Source organism: Cupriavidus sp. 09_S30 (assembly GCF_056930435.1).
Window position 1 is genome coordinate 2,164,618 of the sequence record NZ_JBXOWI010000001.1, and the last position, 17,381, is coordinate 2,181,998.

A 17,381-nucleotide genomic window follows, 5' to 3' on the forward strand; every position below is an offset into this window, starting at 1 on the left:
GCCTTAGCGCACGATGCCGCGTTGCGTGGCGGCGATGAAGGCAAGGAAGGTGTGCAGCGGCTTGGCCGCGGCCGCCTCGGTCTGGGCCGCGAGATCGGAGATCTCGGCGCGCGCCTGGTCGAAGCTCAGGTCAGACTTGTACAGCAGCTTGTAGGCCTGGCGCAGCGCGGCGATCTGCGCTGCGTCGAAGCCGCGGCGGCGCAGGCCTTCGACGTTGATGCCATGCGGCGCCGCCTTGTTGCCACTCTTGTCGCTGGCCGCGATCACGTACGGCGGCACGTCCTGCACCAGGGCGGAGGCGCCGCCCAGCATGGCGTGTTCGCCGATGCGCACGAACTGGTGCACACCGCTCATGCCGCCGATGATGGCCCAGTCGCCCACCTGCACATGGCCGGCGATCTGCGCATTGCTGGAAAACACCGTGTGGTTCCCGACGCGGCAGTCATGCGCGATATGGACGTACGCCATGATCCAGTTATCGTTGCCGATGCTGGTCAGGCCCTGGTCCTGCACCGTGCCCGTGTGGATGGTGGTGAATTCGCGGATGGTATTGCGGTCACCGATCTCCAGCCGGGTGGGCTCGTCGCGGTACTTCATGTCCTGGGGCACGCCGCCGATCGAGGCATAGGGCCCGATGCGGTTGTCGGCACCCACGGTGGTGTGGCCTTCGACGGTGGTGTGCGAACCGATGCGCGTGCCGCGCCCGATGCGCACATTGGCGCCGACGATCGAGAACGGACCGACGCTCACGTCGTCCGCCAGCTCGGCCTTCGGATCGATCAGCGCGGTGGGGTGAATCTGCGTCATGCGTCCTGTCCTATGGTCTGGTAAAGCGATACAACCAGGTGTGCGCGGCGTCCGTTCGCGGCTGCCGCCCACGCCTGCCCATCAGGCGTCGGCCTGCTTGACGGTACACATCAGCTCGGCTTCGCAGGCGACCTTTTCGTCGACCGTGGCGAACGCCTTGAACTTCCAGATGCCGCGGATATAGCGCTCCACGGTCACGTTCAGATGCAGCTGGTCGCCCGGGTATACCACCTGCTTGAAGCGGGCACCGTCGATGCCGACGAAGTAGTACAGCGCGCCTTCCTTGCGTTCCATGTCGGCGCCGAAGGTCAGCAGCCCGGCCGACTGCGCCAGCGCTTCCAGGATCAGCACGCCGGGCATCACAGGCTGCTCGGGGAAGTGGCCCGTGAAGTAAGGCTCGTTGATAGTGACGTTCTTCAGCGCCTTGATGCGCTTGCCCGGATCGAACTCGAGCACCCGGTCCACCAGCAGGAAGGGGTAGCGGTGCGGCAGCAGCTTGAGAATCTTGCGGATATCGATATCGGCTGCGGTCATGATGATTTCCCTTGGATTTCTTGGCTATGTTGGGTCCCGGCGCCTTCTTGTCCACGCAGGCGCTTCTCGATCTGCATGACGCGCTCGCGCAGCTTGGAAAGCCCGCGCACAATGGCGGCATTGCGCTCCCACTCGCCGTGCGGCAAGAAGGGGAATACGCTGGTGTAGTGTCCGCCGGGTTTTGTGATGGATTTGGTGATGGAGGTGCCGCCCGACACCGTGGTGCGGTCGGCGATATTCAGGTGGCCGGCGAAATTGGCCGAGCCCCCGATCACGCAGAAGCGGCCCACGCGGGTGCTGCCGGCGATGGCCGCGCAGCCCGCGATCACGGTATGGGCGCCGACGCGCACGTTGTGCGCGATCTGCACCTGGTTGTCGAGCTTGCAGCCGTCCTCGATCACGGTGTCGGCCATGGCGCCGCGGTCGATGGCGGTATTCGCGCCCACCTCGACGTCGTTGCCGAGCACTGCCCTGCCCGTCTGCGGGATCTTGACGTACTCGACCCCGGCCGGGCCGATATCCGGCGCGAAACCGAAGCCGTCCGCGCCGATCACCACGCCGCTATGCAGGATGCAGCGCGCGCCGACCACACAGCCGTGGTAGATGGATACATTGGCATAGACGAGCGTGTCGTCACCTACTTGCGCGCCGGCGCCGACCACGCTGTTGGCCAGGATGCGCACGCGCTCGCCCAGCTGCGCCCCGCTTTCGATCACGACATTGGGACCGATAAAGCAGGAGGCCGGCACGACCGCGTCCGCCGCCACACTGGCGTGCGGATCGATACCGGTACGCGTGTCCGCATTCGCCTCGCGATCGAATCGCTGGGCGATGCGGGCAAAGGTCACATAGGGATTGCGCGCGACGATCCAGTTGCGCCCGTCGGCGTGCCCCTCAGCGCGCAGGCGCTCGAGGTCTGCCGCCGACACGATCACAGCAGCAGCGCCGCTGGCAGCGGCCTGGGCCAGATAGAGCGGATTGGAAAGGAAGGAGAGCTGGTCAGGGCCGGCCTGGTCGAGCGGCGCGAGGCCGCGCACGGGCAGGTCGGGGTCACCCACAACCTGCGCGCCGTGCTCCGTGGCGAGCTGACCCAGTGTGGGCGTATTCATGGCAGTACTTCCCGAGAAAAAAACGAACGCGAGCGGCTTACTTGCTGCCAGCGTTGCCGCCACCAGCGTTGAGCGACTTCATCACATCGTCGGTGATGTCGATGCGCGGATTCACGTACACCGCCTCCTGCACGATCAGGTCGTACTTACGCTGCTCGGCCAGCTGGCGGATCACGCGATTGGCGCGCTCCAGCACCTGGGCCAGTTCCTCGTTGCGGCGCTGGTTCAGGTCTTCGCGGAACTCGCGCTGCTTGCGCTGGAACTCGCGGTCGAGATCGGCCACCTCGCGCTGGCGACGCTGGCGGTCGGAGTCGGCCAGCACGGCCGTGTCCTTGTCGAGCTTGTCTGCCATGCCCTTGATCTTCTGGGCCATGTCCTGCAGTTCGCGGTCACGCTTGGAAAACTCTTGCTCGAGCTTGACCTGCGCCTGCTTCGCGGGTTGCGAATCGCGCAGGATGCGCTCGGAATTCACGGCGGCGATACGCGCCTCCTGGGCCGAGGCCGGGACCGCGGCCAGGGCAGCGGCAGCCAGTGCCAGCGCGCTCAGGGATTTGATCAATGGGGAAGTGGTTTTCATATAGCTGTATCCCTTCATCAGAATGCCGTACCCATCTGGAATTGGAAGCGTTGGGTCTTGTCCTCAGGTGCCAGTCGCAGCGGGAAGCCCATGCTGATCTTCAGCGGGCCGATCGGCGACAGCCACGACATACCGAAACCGGTCGAGTACTTCAGCTGGCCGAAGCTCAGCGGCGCACCCTCCTGGTACACGTTACCGAAGTCGAAGAACGTGAACAGGCGCAGCGTGCGATCCACGCCCGTGCCGGGCAGCGGGAAGATGAATTCGACGTTGCCGATCATCTTCGAGGCGCCGCCCACCGGGTTGCCGTTCTGGTCCTTCGGACCCAGCGTGCTGGTCTGGTAGCCGCGCACCGAGCCGATACCACCGGCATAGAAGTACTTGAACACCGGGAACGGGGTGCTGCCGTAGCCATGGCCGTAGGCAACTTCACCGTTCAGCGCCAGGGTGAACGACTTCGAGATCGGATAGAAGTACTGCTGCTGCACGCTGGCGCGATAGTACTGCGTATCACCGCCCGGCATGCCGACTTCCAGGTTGGCCTGGGTGTAGGGGCCCTTGGTCGGCACCAGCGCACTGTCGCGGCGGTCGCGCGCCCAGCCGATGGTGAACGGGAAGTTGTTGATCGGATCGCCACTGCTCTTGCCGATCTTGTTCATCCAGGCGATGTACTGCGACGGCGTGTTGACGTCGGTGTAGACCTGGGTGCGCTCGTAGCCAATGCCGAAGAACACCGTGTCGACTTCCGAGAACGGAATGCCGAACTTGAAGCTGCCGCCCGTCGACACGATCTTGTAGTCCGTGTCGCCGGTGTAGTACAGCGGCCGCGAGGTACGGTAGTAGACGTCCGTGGTGCGGCTGATGCCGTCGACCGTGAAGTACGGGTCGTACTGCGTCAGCGAGATGGTGCGGAAGGACTTGGCGGTGTTCACGTCCAGGCCCAGGCTGGTACCCGAACCGAACACGTTGTCCTGGCGCAGGCCGGCCTGCAGCACCAGCTTGTCGGTGGACGAGAAGCCCAGGCCGAGGCTGATCTGCCCGGTCGGCTTTTCAGTCACGTTGACGTTGACATCGACCTGGTCGGGCGCGCCCGGCACGTCCTCGGTGGTGATGTTGGTGTCGGTGAAGTAGCCGGTGCGGTTGATGCGCGCCTGCGACTGCGTGAGCTTCTCGCTGTCGAACCAGGAGCTTTCCATCTGGCGCATTTCACGGCGCACCACCTCGTCGCGCGTCTTGCTGTTGCCGATCACATTGACGCGGCGCACGTAGACGCGGCGGCCCGGATCGACCATCAGCGTCAGCGCGACCTCGCGCTTCTCGCGGTCGATCTGCGGCTGCGGGTTGATGGTGGTAAAGGCGTAGCCGTAGGTGCCCAGCAGGTCGGTGATGGCCTTCGTGCTCTGCGTCAGCTTCTCCGAGGAGAACACATCGCCCTTGTGCAGCGTCAGCAGCTTCTCCATCTCTTCCTGCTTGCCGAGCATTTCACCGGCCAGGCGGATGTCCGAGACCTTGTATTGCTCGCCTTCCTTGATGTTGAGCGTCAGGAAGATGTCCTTCTTGTCCGGCGTGATCGACACCTGGGTCGATTCGATGGCGAACTCCAGGTAGCCGCGGTTCAGGTAGAACGAGCGCAGCGCTTCCAGGTCAGCCGTCAGCTTCTGCTTGGAGTAGAGGTCGTTCTTCGTGTACCACGACAGCCAGTTCGGCGTGGACAGCTGCATTTCGTCGCGCAGCGTGCCTTCCTTGAACGCCTTGTTGCCAACGATATTGATCTGGCGGATCTTGGCGACCGGGCCCTCGTCGACATTGAACACCACCGACACGCGGTTGCGGTCCACCGGCGTGATCGTGGTCTGCACGTCGGCCGCGTAGTAGCCGCGCGAGACGTACTGGCGCTTCAGTTCCTGCTCGGCCTTGTCGATCAGCGCCTTGTCGTAGTAGCGCGCCTCGGCCACGCCGACGGCACGCAGCGAGCGGCGCAGCGTATCCTTGTCGAATTCCTTGATGCCGACGAACTCAAGCTGCGAAATGGCGGGACGCTCCTCCACCCTGACGACCAGCACGCCTTCTTCGGAACGGATCTGCACATCCTTGAAGAAGCCGGTGTTGTACAGTGCGCGGATCGCGTCGGCGCCCTTTTCGTCGGTGAAGGTCTCGCCGACGCGCACCGGCAGGTAGCCGAACACGGTGCCCGGTTCGACGCGCTGCAGCCCTTCGACACGGATGTCCTTGACGACGAAAGGCTCCGCGGCCCAACCCGCTGGCGTCCAGGCGGCAATCATGGCGCTAGCCAGAACGCTCAGCGAGATGCGCTTATGTCTGATCAATCTTGATCCCCTCTTTGGTTCCATGCAGGATTGGCTCGGATGCTTCCCCGGGCATGCGCCCGGGCATTGGCATGCCTGACGCGGTCGGCGGCAGCAGCGCCGCACCGTCGCCCGTTCATTTTCTAGCCGTGCTCGAACAACAGCCGGCTGACGTCATTGAACAGGGCGAGTGAGGTCAGGAGCAAGATGCAGGCGATGCCGACCTTCTGCAGCACTGCCTGCCAATGGTCTGGTACTGGCCTGCCGGTCAAAAATTCCACGCAATAATACAGCAAATGCCCCCCATCCAGTACCGGAATAGGTAACAAATTCAGTACACCCAGGCTCACACTGACCAGCGCCAGGAAGCCGATGAAGGCTTGCCAGCCCATGCTCGCGGCGCGTCCCGCATAGTCCGCGACGGTCAATGGGCCGCTCAGATTCTGCAGCGAAGCCTGGCCGATCAGCATCTTGCCCAGCAGCTTGAGCGACAGCGCACTGGTAGACCAGACCTGCGCCGCCGCACGCGCCAGCGCCTGGTCCGGCCGGTAGCGCACCGTCTCCATGGCCACCGACTGGCTCAAGGCCGCCCCGAGCTTGCCGCTCGGCGCCGCGCCCTGGGCCCCGGCTGTCGTATCCAATGTCACGGCCACATCGAGCCGGCGGCCTTCACGCACAATGCCGAGCTGCACCGCCTGCCCCGGATGGCCACGGACTTCGCGGATCAGCTCGCCGGCCTGGCTGAGCGCGCGCCCCTGCACGGACACGATCTGATCGCCGGCCCGCAGTCCGGCGCGCTGGGCAGCGGTATCCGGCAGCACTGCGCTGATCGTCACGGGACCACCCTGCAAGGCCAGCCCCAGCGTGGCCAGCGGATCCTGCTCGGGATCACGCCCGGTATCGGGCAGGCGCGGCAGCACGGCATCGCGCTCGACCCCGTCGGTGCCGCGCACCCGCAGCACGGCGCGCGCGCCGCCGAAGCCCTCGGCGAAGACCGCCATGCGCAGGTCACCCCAGGAGCGCACCATCTCCGTGCTGCCGTTGGCCGTCAGCGACAGCACGCGGTCGCCCGCGCGCAGCCCGGCCTGGGCGGCCACGGTCCCGGCCGCGGGCGCGGCGATGACGGGCGACGCCTCGCGCATGCCGCCGGCGAAGAGCAGGAAATACAGGGCGATGGCCAGCACGAAGTTCGCCACCGGGCCGGCCGCGACAATGGCAAAGCGCTTGCCCACCGGCTGCCGGTTGAAAGCACGCGGCAGCTCCGCAGGATCGATGTCGGCCTCTCGCCCGGGCTCCAGTTCGCGCTCGTCGAGCATCTTGACGTAGCCGCCAAGCGGAATTGCCGCGATGCTCCATTCGGTCCGGTCGCGCCCCTTGGCGACCCAGCGCAGCAAAGGCCGGCCGAAGCCGATCGAGAAACGCAGCACCTTGACGCCGCAGGCGCGGGCCGCGAGATAGTGCCCCATCTCGTGCACGAAGATCAGCACGCCCAGGGCGATGAGGAAGGCGATTACGGTCTGCATGGGCTGCGGCTCGTCACGTGGTTGCGCGTCTCAGATGCCGCCAGCGCGGCATCCATGGCGCTATTGTGGCAGAAGCACGCGGCGCGCCTGCCGATCAGGCCGCCACTGTGCCCAACAGCTCGCGCGCGTCGCGGCGCGCGCCGGCATCGGCAGCCATCACGCCGGCCAGAGAGCCGGCCTCGCCATCGGCTGGACGCTCGAGCACGCGGGCGACGACGCGGGCGATATCGGTGAAGCGGATCGCTCCTTGCAGGAAGGCCTCGACCGCCACCTCGTTGGCCGCATTCAGCACGGCAGGCGCGACGCCGCCGGCGCGCAGTGCGTCGAAGGCCAGCGCCAGGCAGGGGAAGCGCTCCAGGTCAGGATGCTCGAACACCAGGGCGCCCGCGCGGGTCAGATCCAGCGGCGACACGCCGGAATCGATCCGCTCCGGGTAGGCCAGGCCGTAGGCGATCGGCGTACGCATGTCAGGGTTGCCCAACTGCGCCAGCACCGAACCGTCGGCATAGGCCACCATCGAGTGCACGATGCTCTGCGGGTGGATCAGCACCTCGATGCGGTCGGCGGGCGCGCCAAACAGCCAGTGCGCCTCGATCACCTCCAGGCCCTTGTTCATCATGGTCGCCGAATCGACCGAAATCTTTCGGCCCATCGACCAATTGGGATGGGCGCAGGCCTGGTCCGGCGTCACGTCGTGCAGGGTGTGCGGATCGCGCGTGCGGAACGGACCGCCCGAGGCGGTCAGCAGCACCTTGGACACCCCGGCGCGGTAGCGCGGGTCATCGGCCGGCAGGCATTGGAAGATCGCGTTGTGCTCGCTGTCGATGGGCAGCAGCGTGGCGCCGTGCTCGCGCACCGCGTCCATGAAGATGTTGCCCGACATCACCAGCGCTTCCTTGTTGGCCAGCAGCACGCGCTTGCCGGCCCGCGCCGCGGCGAGCGAGGGGCGCAGCCCCGCCGCGCCGACGATGGCGGCCATCACGGCGTCCGTGGCAGCGTCGGCGGCGATCGACTCCAGCGCGGCCTCGCCCCATTCCACCACCGTCTTGAGGCCGGCGGCACGCAGGCGCCCTTCCAGCTCCTGCGCGGCCTCGGCCGACCCCATCACGGCCCGCTCGGGCCGGAACTCGACGCACTGCGCCGCCAGCTTCTCGACCTGGCGGTGCGCGGACAAGGCATGGACGGTGTAGCGGTCGGGATGGCGCCTGACGACGTCCAGCGTACTGTCGCCGATCGAGCCTGTGGCCCCGAGGATGGTAAGGCGTTGCATATCAGCTTGGTTCAGAAGAAAGTCGCCAGCAGCGCGGCCAGCGGAAAAACGGGAAGCAGCGCGTCGATGCGGTCGAGCACGCCGCCGTGGCCAGGCAGCAGGCCACTGCTGTCCTTCATGCCGACCTGGCGCTTGAGCAGCGACTCGAAGAGGTCACCGATCACGCTGGCCGCCACCAGCAGCGTGACCAGAAGCGCCACCGGCAACAGGCCCAAGGCATCGGCACCGCGCGAAAACCAGGTCGGGGCCAACACATGGCTGACGGCGAGCCACAGCGCTATCAGCGAGGCCAGCAGCCAGCCGCCCAGCGCCCCCTCCCAGGACTTGCCCGGGCTGATGGTAGGCGCCAGCTTGCGCCGGCCGAGCGCCTTGCCGACGAAATACGCGCCGATGTCCGCAGCCCAGACCAGGACCGCCACCGACAGCAGCACGCCGATGCCGGCATGGCGCAGCAGCATGGTGGCCTCGCCGAAGGCTGGCAGCATGACCAGTCCGAGCACCGCACCAAGGGCGGTGAACCCGGGCGTGGCACGTCGCACGCCGCGCGCGAGCAGCACCAGGGCCACGCCCCAGCACACCACGGCGGCCTGCAGCAGCCGCGCCATCAGCGCGGGGTCCGACAAGGCCTGCCAGCCGAACAGCGCCAGCAGGCAGGCCGCACCATAGCCCCACGACCAGGCCCCGTGCAGCCCGATCAGCCGGCCGAACTCCCAGCCGGCGAGCAGCACGATCACGGCCACCAGCCCCCCCAGCGCCGCCGGTGGCGCCAGGAACAGGATGGGCAGGAGCACCAGCAGCAGGCACAGCGCGGTGATAACACGGGTGATGAGCATGTACCGCGGGTTCCCGAAGAGCGGTTTCAGTGCGAGGCGTGGTTGGCGACGGCCGGCCCTCAGGCCGTGCCGGACAGGCCCGAAGGCGCCACTACCTGCGCACTGGTACGTCCGAAGCGGCGCTCGCGCTGCCGGTACGAGGCGAAGGCCTTGTCCAGCTCCGCGGCGTCGAAGTCGGGCCAGAAAATGTCGGTGAAATACAGTTCGGAGTAAGCCAGCTGCCACAGCAGGAAATTGCTGATGCGCTGCTCTCCGCCGGTGCGGATGAACAGGTCCGGCTCGGGCGCATAGGCCATCGCCAGGTGCGGCGCCAGCAAGTCCTCGCTGATCGCTTCGGGATCGAGCATGGGCGAGTGTGCCAGCATCTTGCGCATGGCCTGCAGCAGGTCCCAGCGGCCGCCGTAGTTGGCGGCGATGGTCACCGTCAGCCCGGTATTGGCCGCGGTGCGCGCCTCAGCGTCCTGGATCAGCTGCTGGATGCGGGGGCTGAAGCGATCCAGGTCCCCAACCACCTTGAGCCGGATGTTGTTGGCATGCATCTTGACCACCTCGCGGCGCAAGGCGGACATGAACAGCCGCATCAGGAAGGAGACCTCGTCGGCCGGCCGGCGCCAGTTCTCCGAACTGAAGGCGAACAGCGTCAGGTACCGCACGCCACGCGCGGCGCAGGCCTCGACAATCGCCCGCACGGCCTCCAGGCCCCGCGTGTGGCCGGCGACGCGCGGCAGGAACCGCTGGGTCGCCCAGCGGCCGTTGCCATCCATGATGATGGCGACATGCCGGGGCACATAGCCGGTATCGGGTACGCCAAGCGTGGAACTGATGTGCTGCATGATGTGGGACGGTCGTCCGCGGTGCCGGCGGCATGCCGCCGGCACCCGGTTCAGACCGTCATGATCTCCTTGTCCTTTTCAGCAACCATCTTGTCGATCTCGGCCACGTACTTGTCCGTCAGCTTCTGCACCTCGTCCTGGCCGCGGCGATCATCGTCCTCGGAGATGGTCTTGTCCTTGACCAGCTTCTTGAACTGCTCGTTGGCATCGCGGCGCAGGTTGCGCACGGCCACCTTAGCGCTCTCGCCTTCTGACTTGACCACCTTGGTAAGTTCCTTGCGGCGCTCCTCGGTCAGCGCGGGCATCGGCACGCGGATCACGTCGCCCATGGTCGAGGGATTCAGACCCAGGTCGGAGTCGCGGATGGCCTTTTCCACCGCACCGACCATCTTCTTTTCAAACGGCTGCACGCTGATGGTGCGGGCGTCGGCCAGGCCCACGTTGGCAACCTGGTTAACGGGCACCATGGAGCCGTAGTAGTCGACCTGGATGTGGTCGAGCAGACCGGTATGCGCGCGACCGGTGCGGATCTTGGCCAGGTCGGCCTTGAATGCCTCGATCGATTTCTGCATCTTCTGCTCGACGCTTTTCTTGATGTCGGCGACGCTCATCATTACCTCCAAATGCCAATCAAGGCCCCGCCCAGCGGGGCCGAAAATGAATCATTCTACTCTTTGCCGGCACGCGCGCCACTTCGGGCGCCGCGCCAGCACTTTACACGTGTACCAGCGTGCCTTCGTCCTCGCCCAGGATCACGCGCTTGAGCGCGCCCGGCTTGACGATGGAGAACACCTTGATCGGCAGCTTCTGGTCGCGGCACAGCGCGAAGGCGGTGGCGTCCATCACCTGCAGATTGCGCGAGATCGCCTCGTCGAAGGTGATCGTCGTGTAGCGCGTGGCGCTCGGGTCCTTCTTCGGGTCGGCCGTGTACACGCCGTCCACCTTGGTGGCCTTGAGCACGATCTCCGCGCCGATTTCCGAGCCGCGCAGCGCGGCGGCCGTATCGGTCGTGAAGAAGGGATTGCCAGTGCCGGCGGCGAAGATCACCACCTTGCCCTCTTCGAGCTGGCGGATGGCGCGGGGGCGGATGTAGGGCTCGACCACCTGGTCCATGCGCAGCGCGGACTGCACGCGGCCCTCGATATTGGCGTGGCGCATGGCGTCCTGCAGGGCCAGCGCGTTCATCATGGTGGCCAGCATGCCCATGTAGTCCGCCGTGGCGCGGTCCATGCCCGCGGCGCCGCCGGCGACGCCACGGAAGATATTGCCGCCGCCGATGACCACTGCCACCTGCACGCCGAGCCTTACGATCTCGGCGATGTCATTCACCATGCCCTCGATGGTGGCACGGTTGATGCCGAAGGCATCGTCGCCCATCAGGGCCTCACCGGACAGTTTCAATAGGACGCGCTTATAGGCTGGCATATTCACCCTCGGGGCTGGTTCGGAACGCTAGTTCGAACGGATGTTTGAAAGCGCGCGGCGCGGATCGGCGCGCCGCCGCGCAAGAAAGACCGGTTTTCGCCGTCGTCTGCCCCGCGCACGGTGGTACCGTCCGCGCAGGCGACGGCGGAAGCCGTCTGTGGCGACCCCGACGCATGATGCGCCCAAGTCACATTTGTGCAGAGGGGCACCTTACGGCGCCCCTCTCGGCATTATACGGGGCCGCCCTGCCTCATTTCCGAGGCTGGCGGCAGCCCGTTCCGACTCAGCCCTTCTGGGCAGCGGCCACTTGGGCAGCCACTTCAGCAGCGAAGTCGTCTTGCTTCTTCTCGATGCCTTCACCAACCACGTACAGGGTGAAACCCTTGACCGTGGTGTTGGCAGCCTTGAGCATCTGCTCGACGGTCTGCTTGTCGTTCTTCACGAACGGCTGGTTCAGCAGCGACACTTCCTTCAGGTACTTCTGCACCGAGCCTTCCACCATCTTGGCGGCGATCTCGGCCGGCTTGCCCGACTCGGCAGCCTTCTGCTCGGCGATGCTGCGCTCCTTGGCGATCAGGTCGGCGGGCACTTCGGCGGACGACAGCGACACCGGCTTCATCGCGGCAATGTGCATGGCCACGTCCTTGGCGGCGGTTTCGTCGCCGTCGAACTGGACCATCACGCCGATGCGGGTGCCGTGCAGGTACGAAACCAGCTTGCCGCCATCCGCGTAGCGCACGAAGCGGCGGATCGCCAGGTTCTCGCCGATCTTGCCGATCAGGGCCATGCGGGTGGCTTCCACGCTCACGCCGTCGATTTCCAGCGCCGACAGGGCGGCCACGTCGGCCGGGTTCTGCTTGGCGACCAGTTCGGCGATCTTGGCCGAGAAGGCCAGGAAGTCGTCGTTCTTCGATACGAAATCGGTCTCGCAGTTCATTTCGACCAGCGCGCCAGTGCTGCCGTCGATGAAGGAAGCAACCACGCCTTCAGCCGTGACGCGCGACGCGGCCTTGCTGGCCTTGTTGCCCAGCTTCACGCGCAGCAGTTCCTCGGCCTTCTCCATGTTGCCTTCGGCCTCGGTCAGGGCCTTCTTGCATTCCATCATCGGCGCGTCGGTCTTCGCGCGCAGTTCAGCCACCATGCTTGCGGTAATTGCCGCCATTTGTCACTCCTTGATTGGTTCTCGCCGGCCCGGCCGCCATCGTGCTGGCGTCCGGCCGGTCCGGGATGCTTACCTACTCACCCGCGGCAGATGATGCCTGCGGCGGATGACAACAATTCAAAAAAAGGGGGCCTTGTGTGCCCCCTTTTTATCGCCCTGCTCTCTTGGCGCCACTGGCCGCCGGCGTATCCCGGCTTCGCGCAGCGCGCCAGCCTTGCGGCCGGCAGCAAACGAGTTCCCGTCATCGCCAGCCGCTGCGCGGTCCCTCCAGGGCCCGCGCGGCGAAAGGGGTTCAGCCTTCGTGAACCTCGACGAACTCGTCGCCTTCGCGCACGGCTTCCACCACTTCCTGCACCGCGTTGGCGCGGCCTTCCAGGATGGCGTCAGCCACGCCGCGCACGTACAGTGCGACAGCCTTGCTGGAGTCATCGTTACCCGGGACCACGTAGTCGATGCCTTCGGGCGAGTGGTTCGTGTCGACCACGCCGATCACGGGGATGCCCAGCTTCTTGGCTTCGGTCACGGCGATCTTGTGGTAGCCGACGTCGACCACGAAGATGGCGTCAGGAATGCCGTTCATGTCCTTGATGCCGCCGATGGACTTTTCCAGCTTTTCCATCTCGCGCTCGAACATCAGCGCTTCCTTCTTGCTCATGGTTTCCAGCGCGCCGGCTTCCTTGGCGGCTTCCATGTCCTTCAGGCGCTTGATCGAGATCTTGACCGTCTTGAAGTTGGTCAGCATGCCGCCGAGCCAGCGGGCGTCGACGTAGGGCATGCCTGCGCGGCCGGCTTCCTCAGCCAGGATCTCGCGCGACTGGCGCTTGGTGCCCACGAAAAGAATGGTGCCGCGGTTCGCTGCCAGCTGACGCACGTACTTCAGCGCGTCCTGGAACATCGGCAGGGTCTTTTCGAGGTTGATAATGTGGATCTTGTTGCGATGACCGAAGATGTAGGGGGCCATCTTCGGGTTCCAGAAGCGGGTCTGGTGGCCAAAGTGGCAACCGGCTTCCAGCATTTCGCGCATGGTGACGGACATGTGATTCTCCATAAGGGTTGGGTCTGAAGTCCGCCCCGACATTCCTCAACAGGAACACCCCGGATGGACGGACTCGTGATTTACCGATTTACAATTGACTGCCCTGACGTGCATCTTGCGCCGCCTCAACCACCGCACCCTCACTGGAAATGAGGCAGGAAGCACTGCGCGAACACCATCAGGACAGCCCAACATTGTAGCAACAACCGGGGCAGCGCTCAAGTAGCGCCAATGGTGCGAAAGTGGGGTACGAAAGGGGCAAGAGAGAGCGCAGGAGAACAATGTCCGCCCTGGCCGCGAGCCGGCCTTGCGGCGCCCCTTCTGGCGCACCTTCCGGCGCCATTTACTGGTCGCCAGGCTGCGGTTGGCCGCCGAAGGTGCGATAATTCACCTTTACGAATCGATCACAACGGCGCAGGCCATGCCTTCGCCGTCACATTTTTTTGGCGCCCCAGCATGAGCATCACACTGAACTCCGCCGAAGACATCGCGCAAATGCGGGTGGCCTGCCGCCTCGCATCGGAAGTCCTCGACTACATCACCCCCTTCGTCAAGCCCGGCGTCACCACTGGCGAACTGGACCGCCTCTGCCACGCCTATATGCGTGACGTGCAAGGCACGGTTCCCGCGCCGCTGAACTATGCGCCGCCCGGCTACCCGCCCTTCCCCGCCGCCATCTGCACCTCGGTCAACGACGTGATCTGCCACGGCATTCCCGGTGAGCGCGTGCTCAAGAGCGGCGACGCGGTGAACCTCGACATCACGGTCATCACCAAGGAAGGCTATTACGGCGACACCAGCCGCATGTTCATCGCCGGTGAAGGCTCGATCCTGGCCAAGCGCCTGGCCCAGGTCACCTTCGAATGCATGTGGAAGGGCATTGCCCAGGTGCGCAACGGCGCCCGGTTGGGCGACATCGGCCACGCCATCCAGGTGCATGCGGAAGCCGCCGGCTACAGCGTGGTGCGCGAGTACTGCGGCCACGGCATCGGCAAGAACTTCCACGAGGACCCGCAGATCCTGCATTATGGCCGTCCGGGCACCGGCATGGAAATCAAGACGGGCATGATCTTCACCGTCGAGCCGATGATCAACGCCGGCAAGCGCGACATCCGCACCATGCCCGACCACTGGACCGTCAAGACGCGCGACCGCAGCCTCTCGGCGCAATGGGAGCACACGGTGCTGGTGACCGAGACCGGCTTCGATGTGCTGACGGTCTCCGCCGGCACGCAGGCCCCGCCGGCCTTCGTCACGGAATCCCTGGCCGTCTGATCGATGCAGCGGGCGCCGGAGCGGCGCCCTTCTTACATCCCTTCCCGCCCGCCGTGTCCGCCAACGCCCTTCCCACCCCGATGGCCGCTCAGCCTGAAGCGCAGCTCGCCGCGCAGGTACGCGACAAGCTCAAGGCTGACAAGCAGGTCCTGTTCGACGCCTTCACGGCCGGCGGCCACGTCGGCCCGCTGCTCACGCAGCTGCGCCGCGCCGTCGACGCCGCGCTGGTGGCCGCCTGGCGCGGCCTGGCGCTGCCCAAGGCTGCGGCGCTGGTCGCCGTGGGCGGCTACGGGCGCGGTGAGCTGTTTCCGCACTCCGACGTCGACGTATTGCTGCTGCTGCCGCACGAACCGGATGCCGATACCATCGGACGGCTGGAACGCTTCATCGGGCTGTGCTGGGATCTCGGCCTGGAGATCGGCTCGTCCGTGCGCACGGTGGACGACTGCATCCGCGAGGCCAGCCAGGACATCACCATCCAGACGTCGCTGCTCGAAGCGCGCCTGCTGACCGGCGACCGGCAGCTCTTTGCGGCACTGCAGGCGCGCTACCGGCCCGAGCTCGATGCGGCCGCCTTCTTCCAGGCCAAGTTGCTGGAGATGCGGCAGCGCCACGCCAAGTACCAGGACACGCCGTACTCGCTGGAGCCGAACTGCAAGGAAAGCCCCGGCGGCCTGCGCGACCTGCAGGTGATCCTGTGGATGACCAAGGCGGCCGGGCTCGGCGACAGCTGGAAGGAGCTGTTCCAGAAGGGGCTGCTGACCCAGCGCGAGGCGCAGGAGCTGGCGCACAACGAACGCCTGCTCAAGACCATCCGCGCGCGCCTGCACCTGGTCGCCGGCCGGCGCCAGGACGTGCTGGTGTTCGACCTGCAGACCGCGCTGGCCGAGGCCTTCGGCTATCGCCAGAACGCCAACAAGCGTGCCAGCGAGCAGCTGATGCGGCGCTACTACTGGGCTGCCAAGGCAGTGACCCAGCTCAACAGCGTGCTGCTGCTCAATATCGAGGCCATGCTGTTCCCCAGCGAATCGAAGGTGACGCGCGTGTTCAACGAGCGTTTCGAGGAACGCCAGGGCATGCTGGAGATCACCAGCGACGACCTTTACGAGCGCGAGCCGCGCGCCATCCTCGAGACCTTCCTGCTGTACGAGCGCACGCCCGGCATCAAGGGCCTGTCGCCACGCACCCTGCGCGGCCTCTACAACGCCCGCACGGTGATGAACGCGCGCTGGCGCACCGACCCCGAAAACCGGCGCCAGTTCCTGGCCATCGTGCAGGAGCCCAACGGCATCACCCACGCGCTGCGGCTGATGAACCAGACCAGCGTGCTGGGCCGCTACCTGATCAATTTCCGCCGCATCGTCGGCCAGATGCAGCACGACCTGTTCCACGTCTACACCGTGGACCAGCACATCCTGATGGTCGTGCGCAATATGCGCCGCTTCGCCATCGTCGAGCACACGCACGAGTTCCCCTTCTGCAGCCAGCTCATGGCGAGCTTCGACCGGCCCTGGGTGCTGTGGGTGGCGGCGCTGTTCCATGACATCGCCAAGGGCCGTGGCGGCGACCACTCCGCGCTCGGCGGGGTCGATGCGCGCCGCTTCTGCAAGCAGCACGGCATCGCGCGCGAGGACGCCGACCTGATCGTCTGGCTGGTCGAGCACCATCTCACGATGAGCCATGTGGCGCAGAAGCAGGACCTGACCGATCCGGAGGTGGTGCACGCCTTCGCGCGCACTGTCGGCAGCGAACGCTACCTGACCGCGCTCTACCTGCTGACCGTGGCCGATATCCGCGGCACCAGCCCCAAGGTGTGGAATGCCTGGAAGGGCAAGCTGCTCGAAGACCTGTACCGCATCACGCTGCGCGTGCTGGGCGGCGCTCGCGTCGATCCGCACTCGCTGTGGTCGCAGCGCCAGGACGAAACGATCGCGCAACTGCGCCTGATGGCCTTCGACCCCGAACTGCGCAAGCCGCTTTGGGCCCAGCTCGACGTGGCCTTCTTCCTGCGCCATGACGCGCGCGACATCGCCTGGCTCACCCGCCACCTGTACAACAAGGTCGACAGCGACGTGCCGGTGGTGAAGGCACGCATCTCCCCTGCCGGCGAGGGCCTGCAGGTGGCGGTCTACGTCAAGGACCAGCCCGACCTGTTCGCGCGCATCTGCGGCTACTTCGAGCGCAGGGCCTTTTCCATCCAGGACGCCAAGATCCACACGACGCGCCACGGCTACGCGCTCGACACCTTCCAGTTGATCGACCCGCGCATCGCGGGCACGCAGGCGGGCCAGCACGCCGGCGGCCAGGGCTACCGCGACATCGCCACGCTGGTCGAGCACGAGCTTACGGAGCGCCTGCATACGCTGACGGCTCTGCCGGAGCCGACACAGGGACGGTTGTCGCGCCAGTCGCGCAGCTTCCCGATCAAGCCGCGCGTGGATCTGCGCCCGGACGAACGCGGCCAGTACTACCTGCTGGCGCTGTCCGCCAACGACCGCACCGGCCTCCTCTACGCCATTGCGCGCGTGCTGGCGCAGCACCGCGTGTCGGTCCATACCGCACGCATCAACACCCTCGGCGAGCGTGTCGAAGACATGTTCCTGGTCGACGGCAGCCGTCTCACCGCCGACAACAAATTGCAGTTACAGCTTGAAAAGGACCTGCTGGCAGCGCTCGCCGTCTGAACGCTGC

At 65.9% G+C, this 17,381-nt stretch carries 15 protein-coding genes; 2 read left to right on the forward strand and 13 right to left on the reverse strand.

Annotation, left to right across the window (positions count from 1 at the left end):
• Window positions 1-3 precede the first annotated feature (3 nt).
• The 13 genes from lpxA to rpsB form a co-directional block, all read right to left on the reverse strand.
• Window positions 4-807, reverse strand: coding sequence for an acyl-ACP--UDP-N-acetylglucosamine O-acyltransferase (gene lpxA / locus AC1Z3O_RS10300; protein WP_483515623.1), 804 nt, complete (start codon window positions 805-807; stop codon window positions 4-6).
• Between the two features lie 81 nt (window positions 808-888).
• Window positions 889-1,341 (reverse strand): 3-hydroxyacyl-ACP dehydratase FabZ, encoded by a 453-nt coding sequence (gene fabZ, locus AC1Z3O_RS10305; protein ID WP_483515624.1) that lies wholly within the window; start codon window positions 1,339-1,341, stop codon window positions 889-891.
• Window positions 1,338-2,450: a UDP-3-O-(3-hydroxymyristoyl)glucosamine N-acyltransferase gene (gene lpxD, locus AC1Z3O_RS10310; RefSeq protein ID WP_483515625.1), complete on the reverse strand. Its 1,113-nt coding sequence runs from the start codon at window positions 2,448-2,450 to the stop codon at window positions 1,338-1,340. Before lpxD ends, fabZ begins: the two co-directional genes overlap by 4 nt.
• A 37-nt stretch (window positions 2,451-2,487) precedes the next feature.
• Window positions 2,488-3,027 carry an OmpH/Skp family outer membrane protein gene (locus AC1Z3O_RS10315; protein ID WP_483515626.1) on the reverse strand — a complete coding sequence of 180 codons (540 nt, stop codon included), beginning with the start codon at window positions 3,025-3,027 and terminating at the stop codon, window positions 2,488-2,490.
• Between the two features lie 17 nt (window positions 3,028-3,044).
• A complete protein-coding gene (gene bamA / locus AC1Z3O_RS10320) occupies window positions 3,045-5,378 on the reverse strand; it encodes an outer membrane protein assembly factor BamA (protein ID WP_483515627.1) in 2,334 nt (777 codons plus the stop codon).
• Between the two features lie 98 nt (window positions 5,379-5,476).
• On the reverse strand, window positions 5,477-6,856 hold the full coding sequence (gene rseP / locus AC1Z3O_RS10325; RefSeq protein ID WP_483515628.1) for an RIP metalloprotease RseP: 1,380 nt from the start codon (window positions 6,854-6,856) through the stop codon (window positions 5,477-5,479).
• A 94-nt stretch (window positions 6,857-6,950) separates the two neighbouring features.
• The gene (gene ispC, locus AC1Z3O_RS10330; protein WP_483515629.1) at window positions 6,951-8,126 is read right to left on the reverse strand and encodes a 1-deoxy-D-xylulose-5-phosphate reductoisomerase; all 1,176 of its coding nucleotides are present in this window, start codon (window positions 8,124-8,126) and stop codon (window positions 6,951-6,953) included.
• A gap of 11 nt (window positions 8,127-8,137) precedes the next feature.
• Window positions 8,138-8,959 (reverse strand): phosphatidate cytidylyltransferase, encoded by an 822-nt coding sequence (locus AC1Z3O_RS10335; protein ID WP_483515630.1) that lies wholly within the window; start codon window positions 8,957-8,959, stop codon window positions 8,138-8,140.
• A gap of 59 nt (window positions 8,960-9,018) precedes the next feature.
• Entirely contained in the window at window positions 9,019-9,792 is a 774-nt protein-coding gene (locus tag AC1Z3O_RS10340; protein WP_483515631.1) for an isoprenyl transferase, read from the reverse strand.
• A gap of 50 nt (window positions 9,793-9,842) precedes the next feature.
• Window positions 9,843-10,403 carry a ribosome recycling factor gene (gene frr, locus AC1Z3O_RS10345; RefSeq protein ID WP_483515632.1) on the reverse strand — a complete coding sequence of 187 codons (561 nt, stop codon included), beginning with the start codon at window positions 10,401-10,403 and terminating at the stop codon, window positions 9,843-9,845.
• A 103-nt stretch (window positions 10,404-10,506) separates the two neighbouring features.
• Window positions 10,507-11,217, reverse strand: a complete 711-nt coding sequence (gene pyrH, locus AC1Z3O_RS10350) for a UMP kinase (RefSeq protein ID WP_483515633.1) — start codon at window positions 11,215-11,217, stop codon at window positions 10,507-10,509.
• A gap of 283 nt (window positions 11,218-11,500) precedes the next feature.
• Window positions 11,501-12,379, reverse strand: coding sequence for a translation elongation factor Ts (tsf, locus tag AC1Z3O_RS10355; RefSeq protein ID WP_483515634.1), 879 nt, complete (start codon window positions 12,377-12,379; stop codon window positions 11,501-11,503).
• A 292-nt stretch (window positions 12,380-12,671) separates the two neighbouring features.
• Entirely contained in the window at window positions 12,672-13,415 is a 744-nt protein-coding gene (gene rpsB / locus AC1Z3O_RS10360; RefSeq protein WP_483515635.1) for a 30S ribosomal protein S2, read from the reverse strand.
• A 456-nt stretch (window positions 13,416-13,871) separates the two neighbouring features.
• Here rpsB and map point away from each other — a divergent pair, with 456 nt between their 5' ends.
• A complete protein-coding gene (gene map / locus AC1Z3O_RS10365) occupies window positions 13,872-14,690 on the forward strand; it encodes a type I methionyl aminopeptidase (protein ID WP_483515636.1) in 819 nt (272 codons plus the stop codon).
• An 80-nt stretch (window positions 14,691-14,770) separates the two neighbouring features.
• On the forward strand, window positions 14,771-17,374 hold the full coding sequence (locus tag AC1Z3O_RS10370; RefSeq protein WP_483517573.1) for a [protein-PII] uridylyltransferase: 2,604 nt from the start codon (window positions 14,771-14,773) through the stop codon (window positions 17,372-17,374).
• Window positions 17,375-17,381 lie beyond the last annotated feature (7 nt).

Coding starts and splice junctions, on each gene's coding strand:
- frr (WP_483515632.1), bottom strand. CDS start 10,403: ATGAGCGTCGCCGACATCAAGAAAAGCGTCGAGCAGAAGATGCAGAAA.
- rpsB (WP_483515635.1), bottom strand. CDS start 13,415: ATGTCCGTCACCATGCGCGAAATGCTGGAAGCCGGTTGCCACTTTGGC.
- pyrH (WP_483515633.1), bottom strand. CDS start 11,217: ATGCCAGCCTATAAGCGCGTCCTATTGAAACTGTCCGGTGAGGCCCTG.
- AC1Z3O_RS10340 (WP_483515631.1), bottom strand. CDS start 9,792: ATGCAGCACATCAGTTCCACGCTTGGCGTACCCGATACCGGCTATGTG.
- AC1Z3O_RS10335 (WP_483515630.1), bottom strand. CDS start 8,959: ATGCTCATCACCCGTGTTATCACCGCGCTGTGCCTGCTGCTGGTGCTC.
- rseP (WP_483515628.1), bottom strand. CDS start 6,856: ATGCAGACCGTAATCGCCTTCCTCATCGCCCTGGGCGTGCTGATCTTC.
- AC1Z3O_RS10370 (WP_483517573.1), top strand. CDS start 14,771: ATGGCCGCTCAGCCTGAAGCGCAGCTCGCCGCGCAGGTACGCGACAAG.
- lpxA (WP_483515623.1), bottom strand. CDS start 807: ATGACGCAGATTCACCCCACCGCGCTGATCGATCCGAAGGCCGAGCTG.
- ispC (WP_483515629.1), bottom strand. CDS start 8,126: ATGCAACGCCTTACCATCCTCGGGGCCACAGGCTCGATCGGCGACAGT.
- tsf (WP_483515634.1), bottom strand. CDS start 12,379: ATGGCGGCAATTACCGCAAGCATGGTGGCTGAACTGCGCGCGAAGACC.
- AC1Z3O_RS10315 (WP_483515626.1), bottom strand. CDS start 3,027: ATGAAAACCACTTCCCCATTGATCAAATCCCTGAGCGCGCTGGCACTG.
- bamA (WP_483515627.1), bottom strand. CDS start 5,378: ATGGAACCAAAGAGGGGATCAAGATTGATCAGACATAAGCGCATCTCG.
- lpxD (WP_483515625.1), bottom strand. CDS start 2,450: ATGAATACGCCCACACTGGGTCAGCTCGCCACGGAGCACGGCGCGCAG.
- fabZ (WP_483515624.1), bottom strand. CDS start 1,341: ATGACCGCAGCCGATATCGATATCCGCAAGATTCTCAAGCTGCTGCCG.
- map (WP_483515636.1), top strand. CDS start 13,872: ATGAGCATCACACTGAACTCCGCCGAAGACATCGCGCAAATGCGGGTG.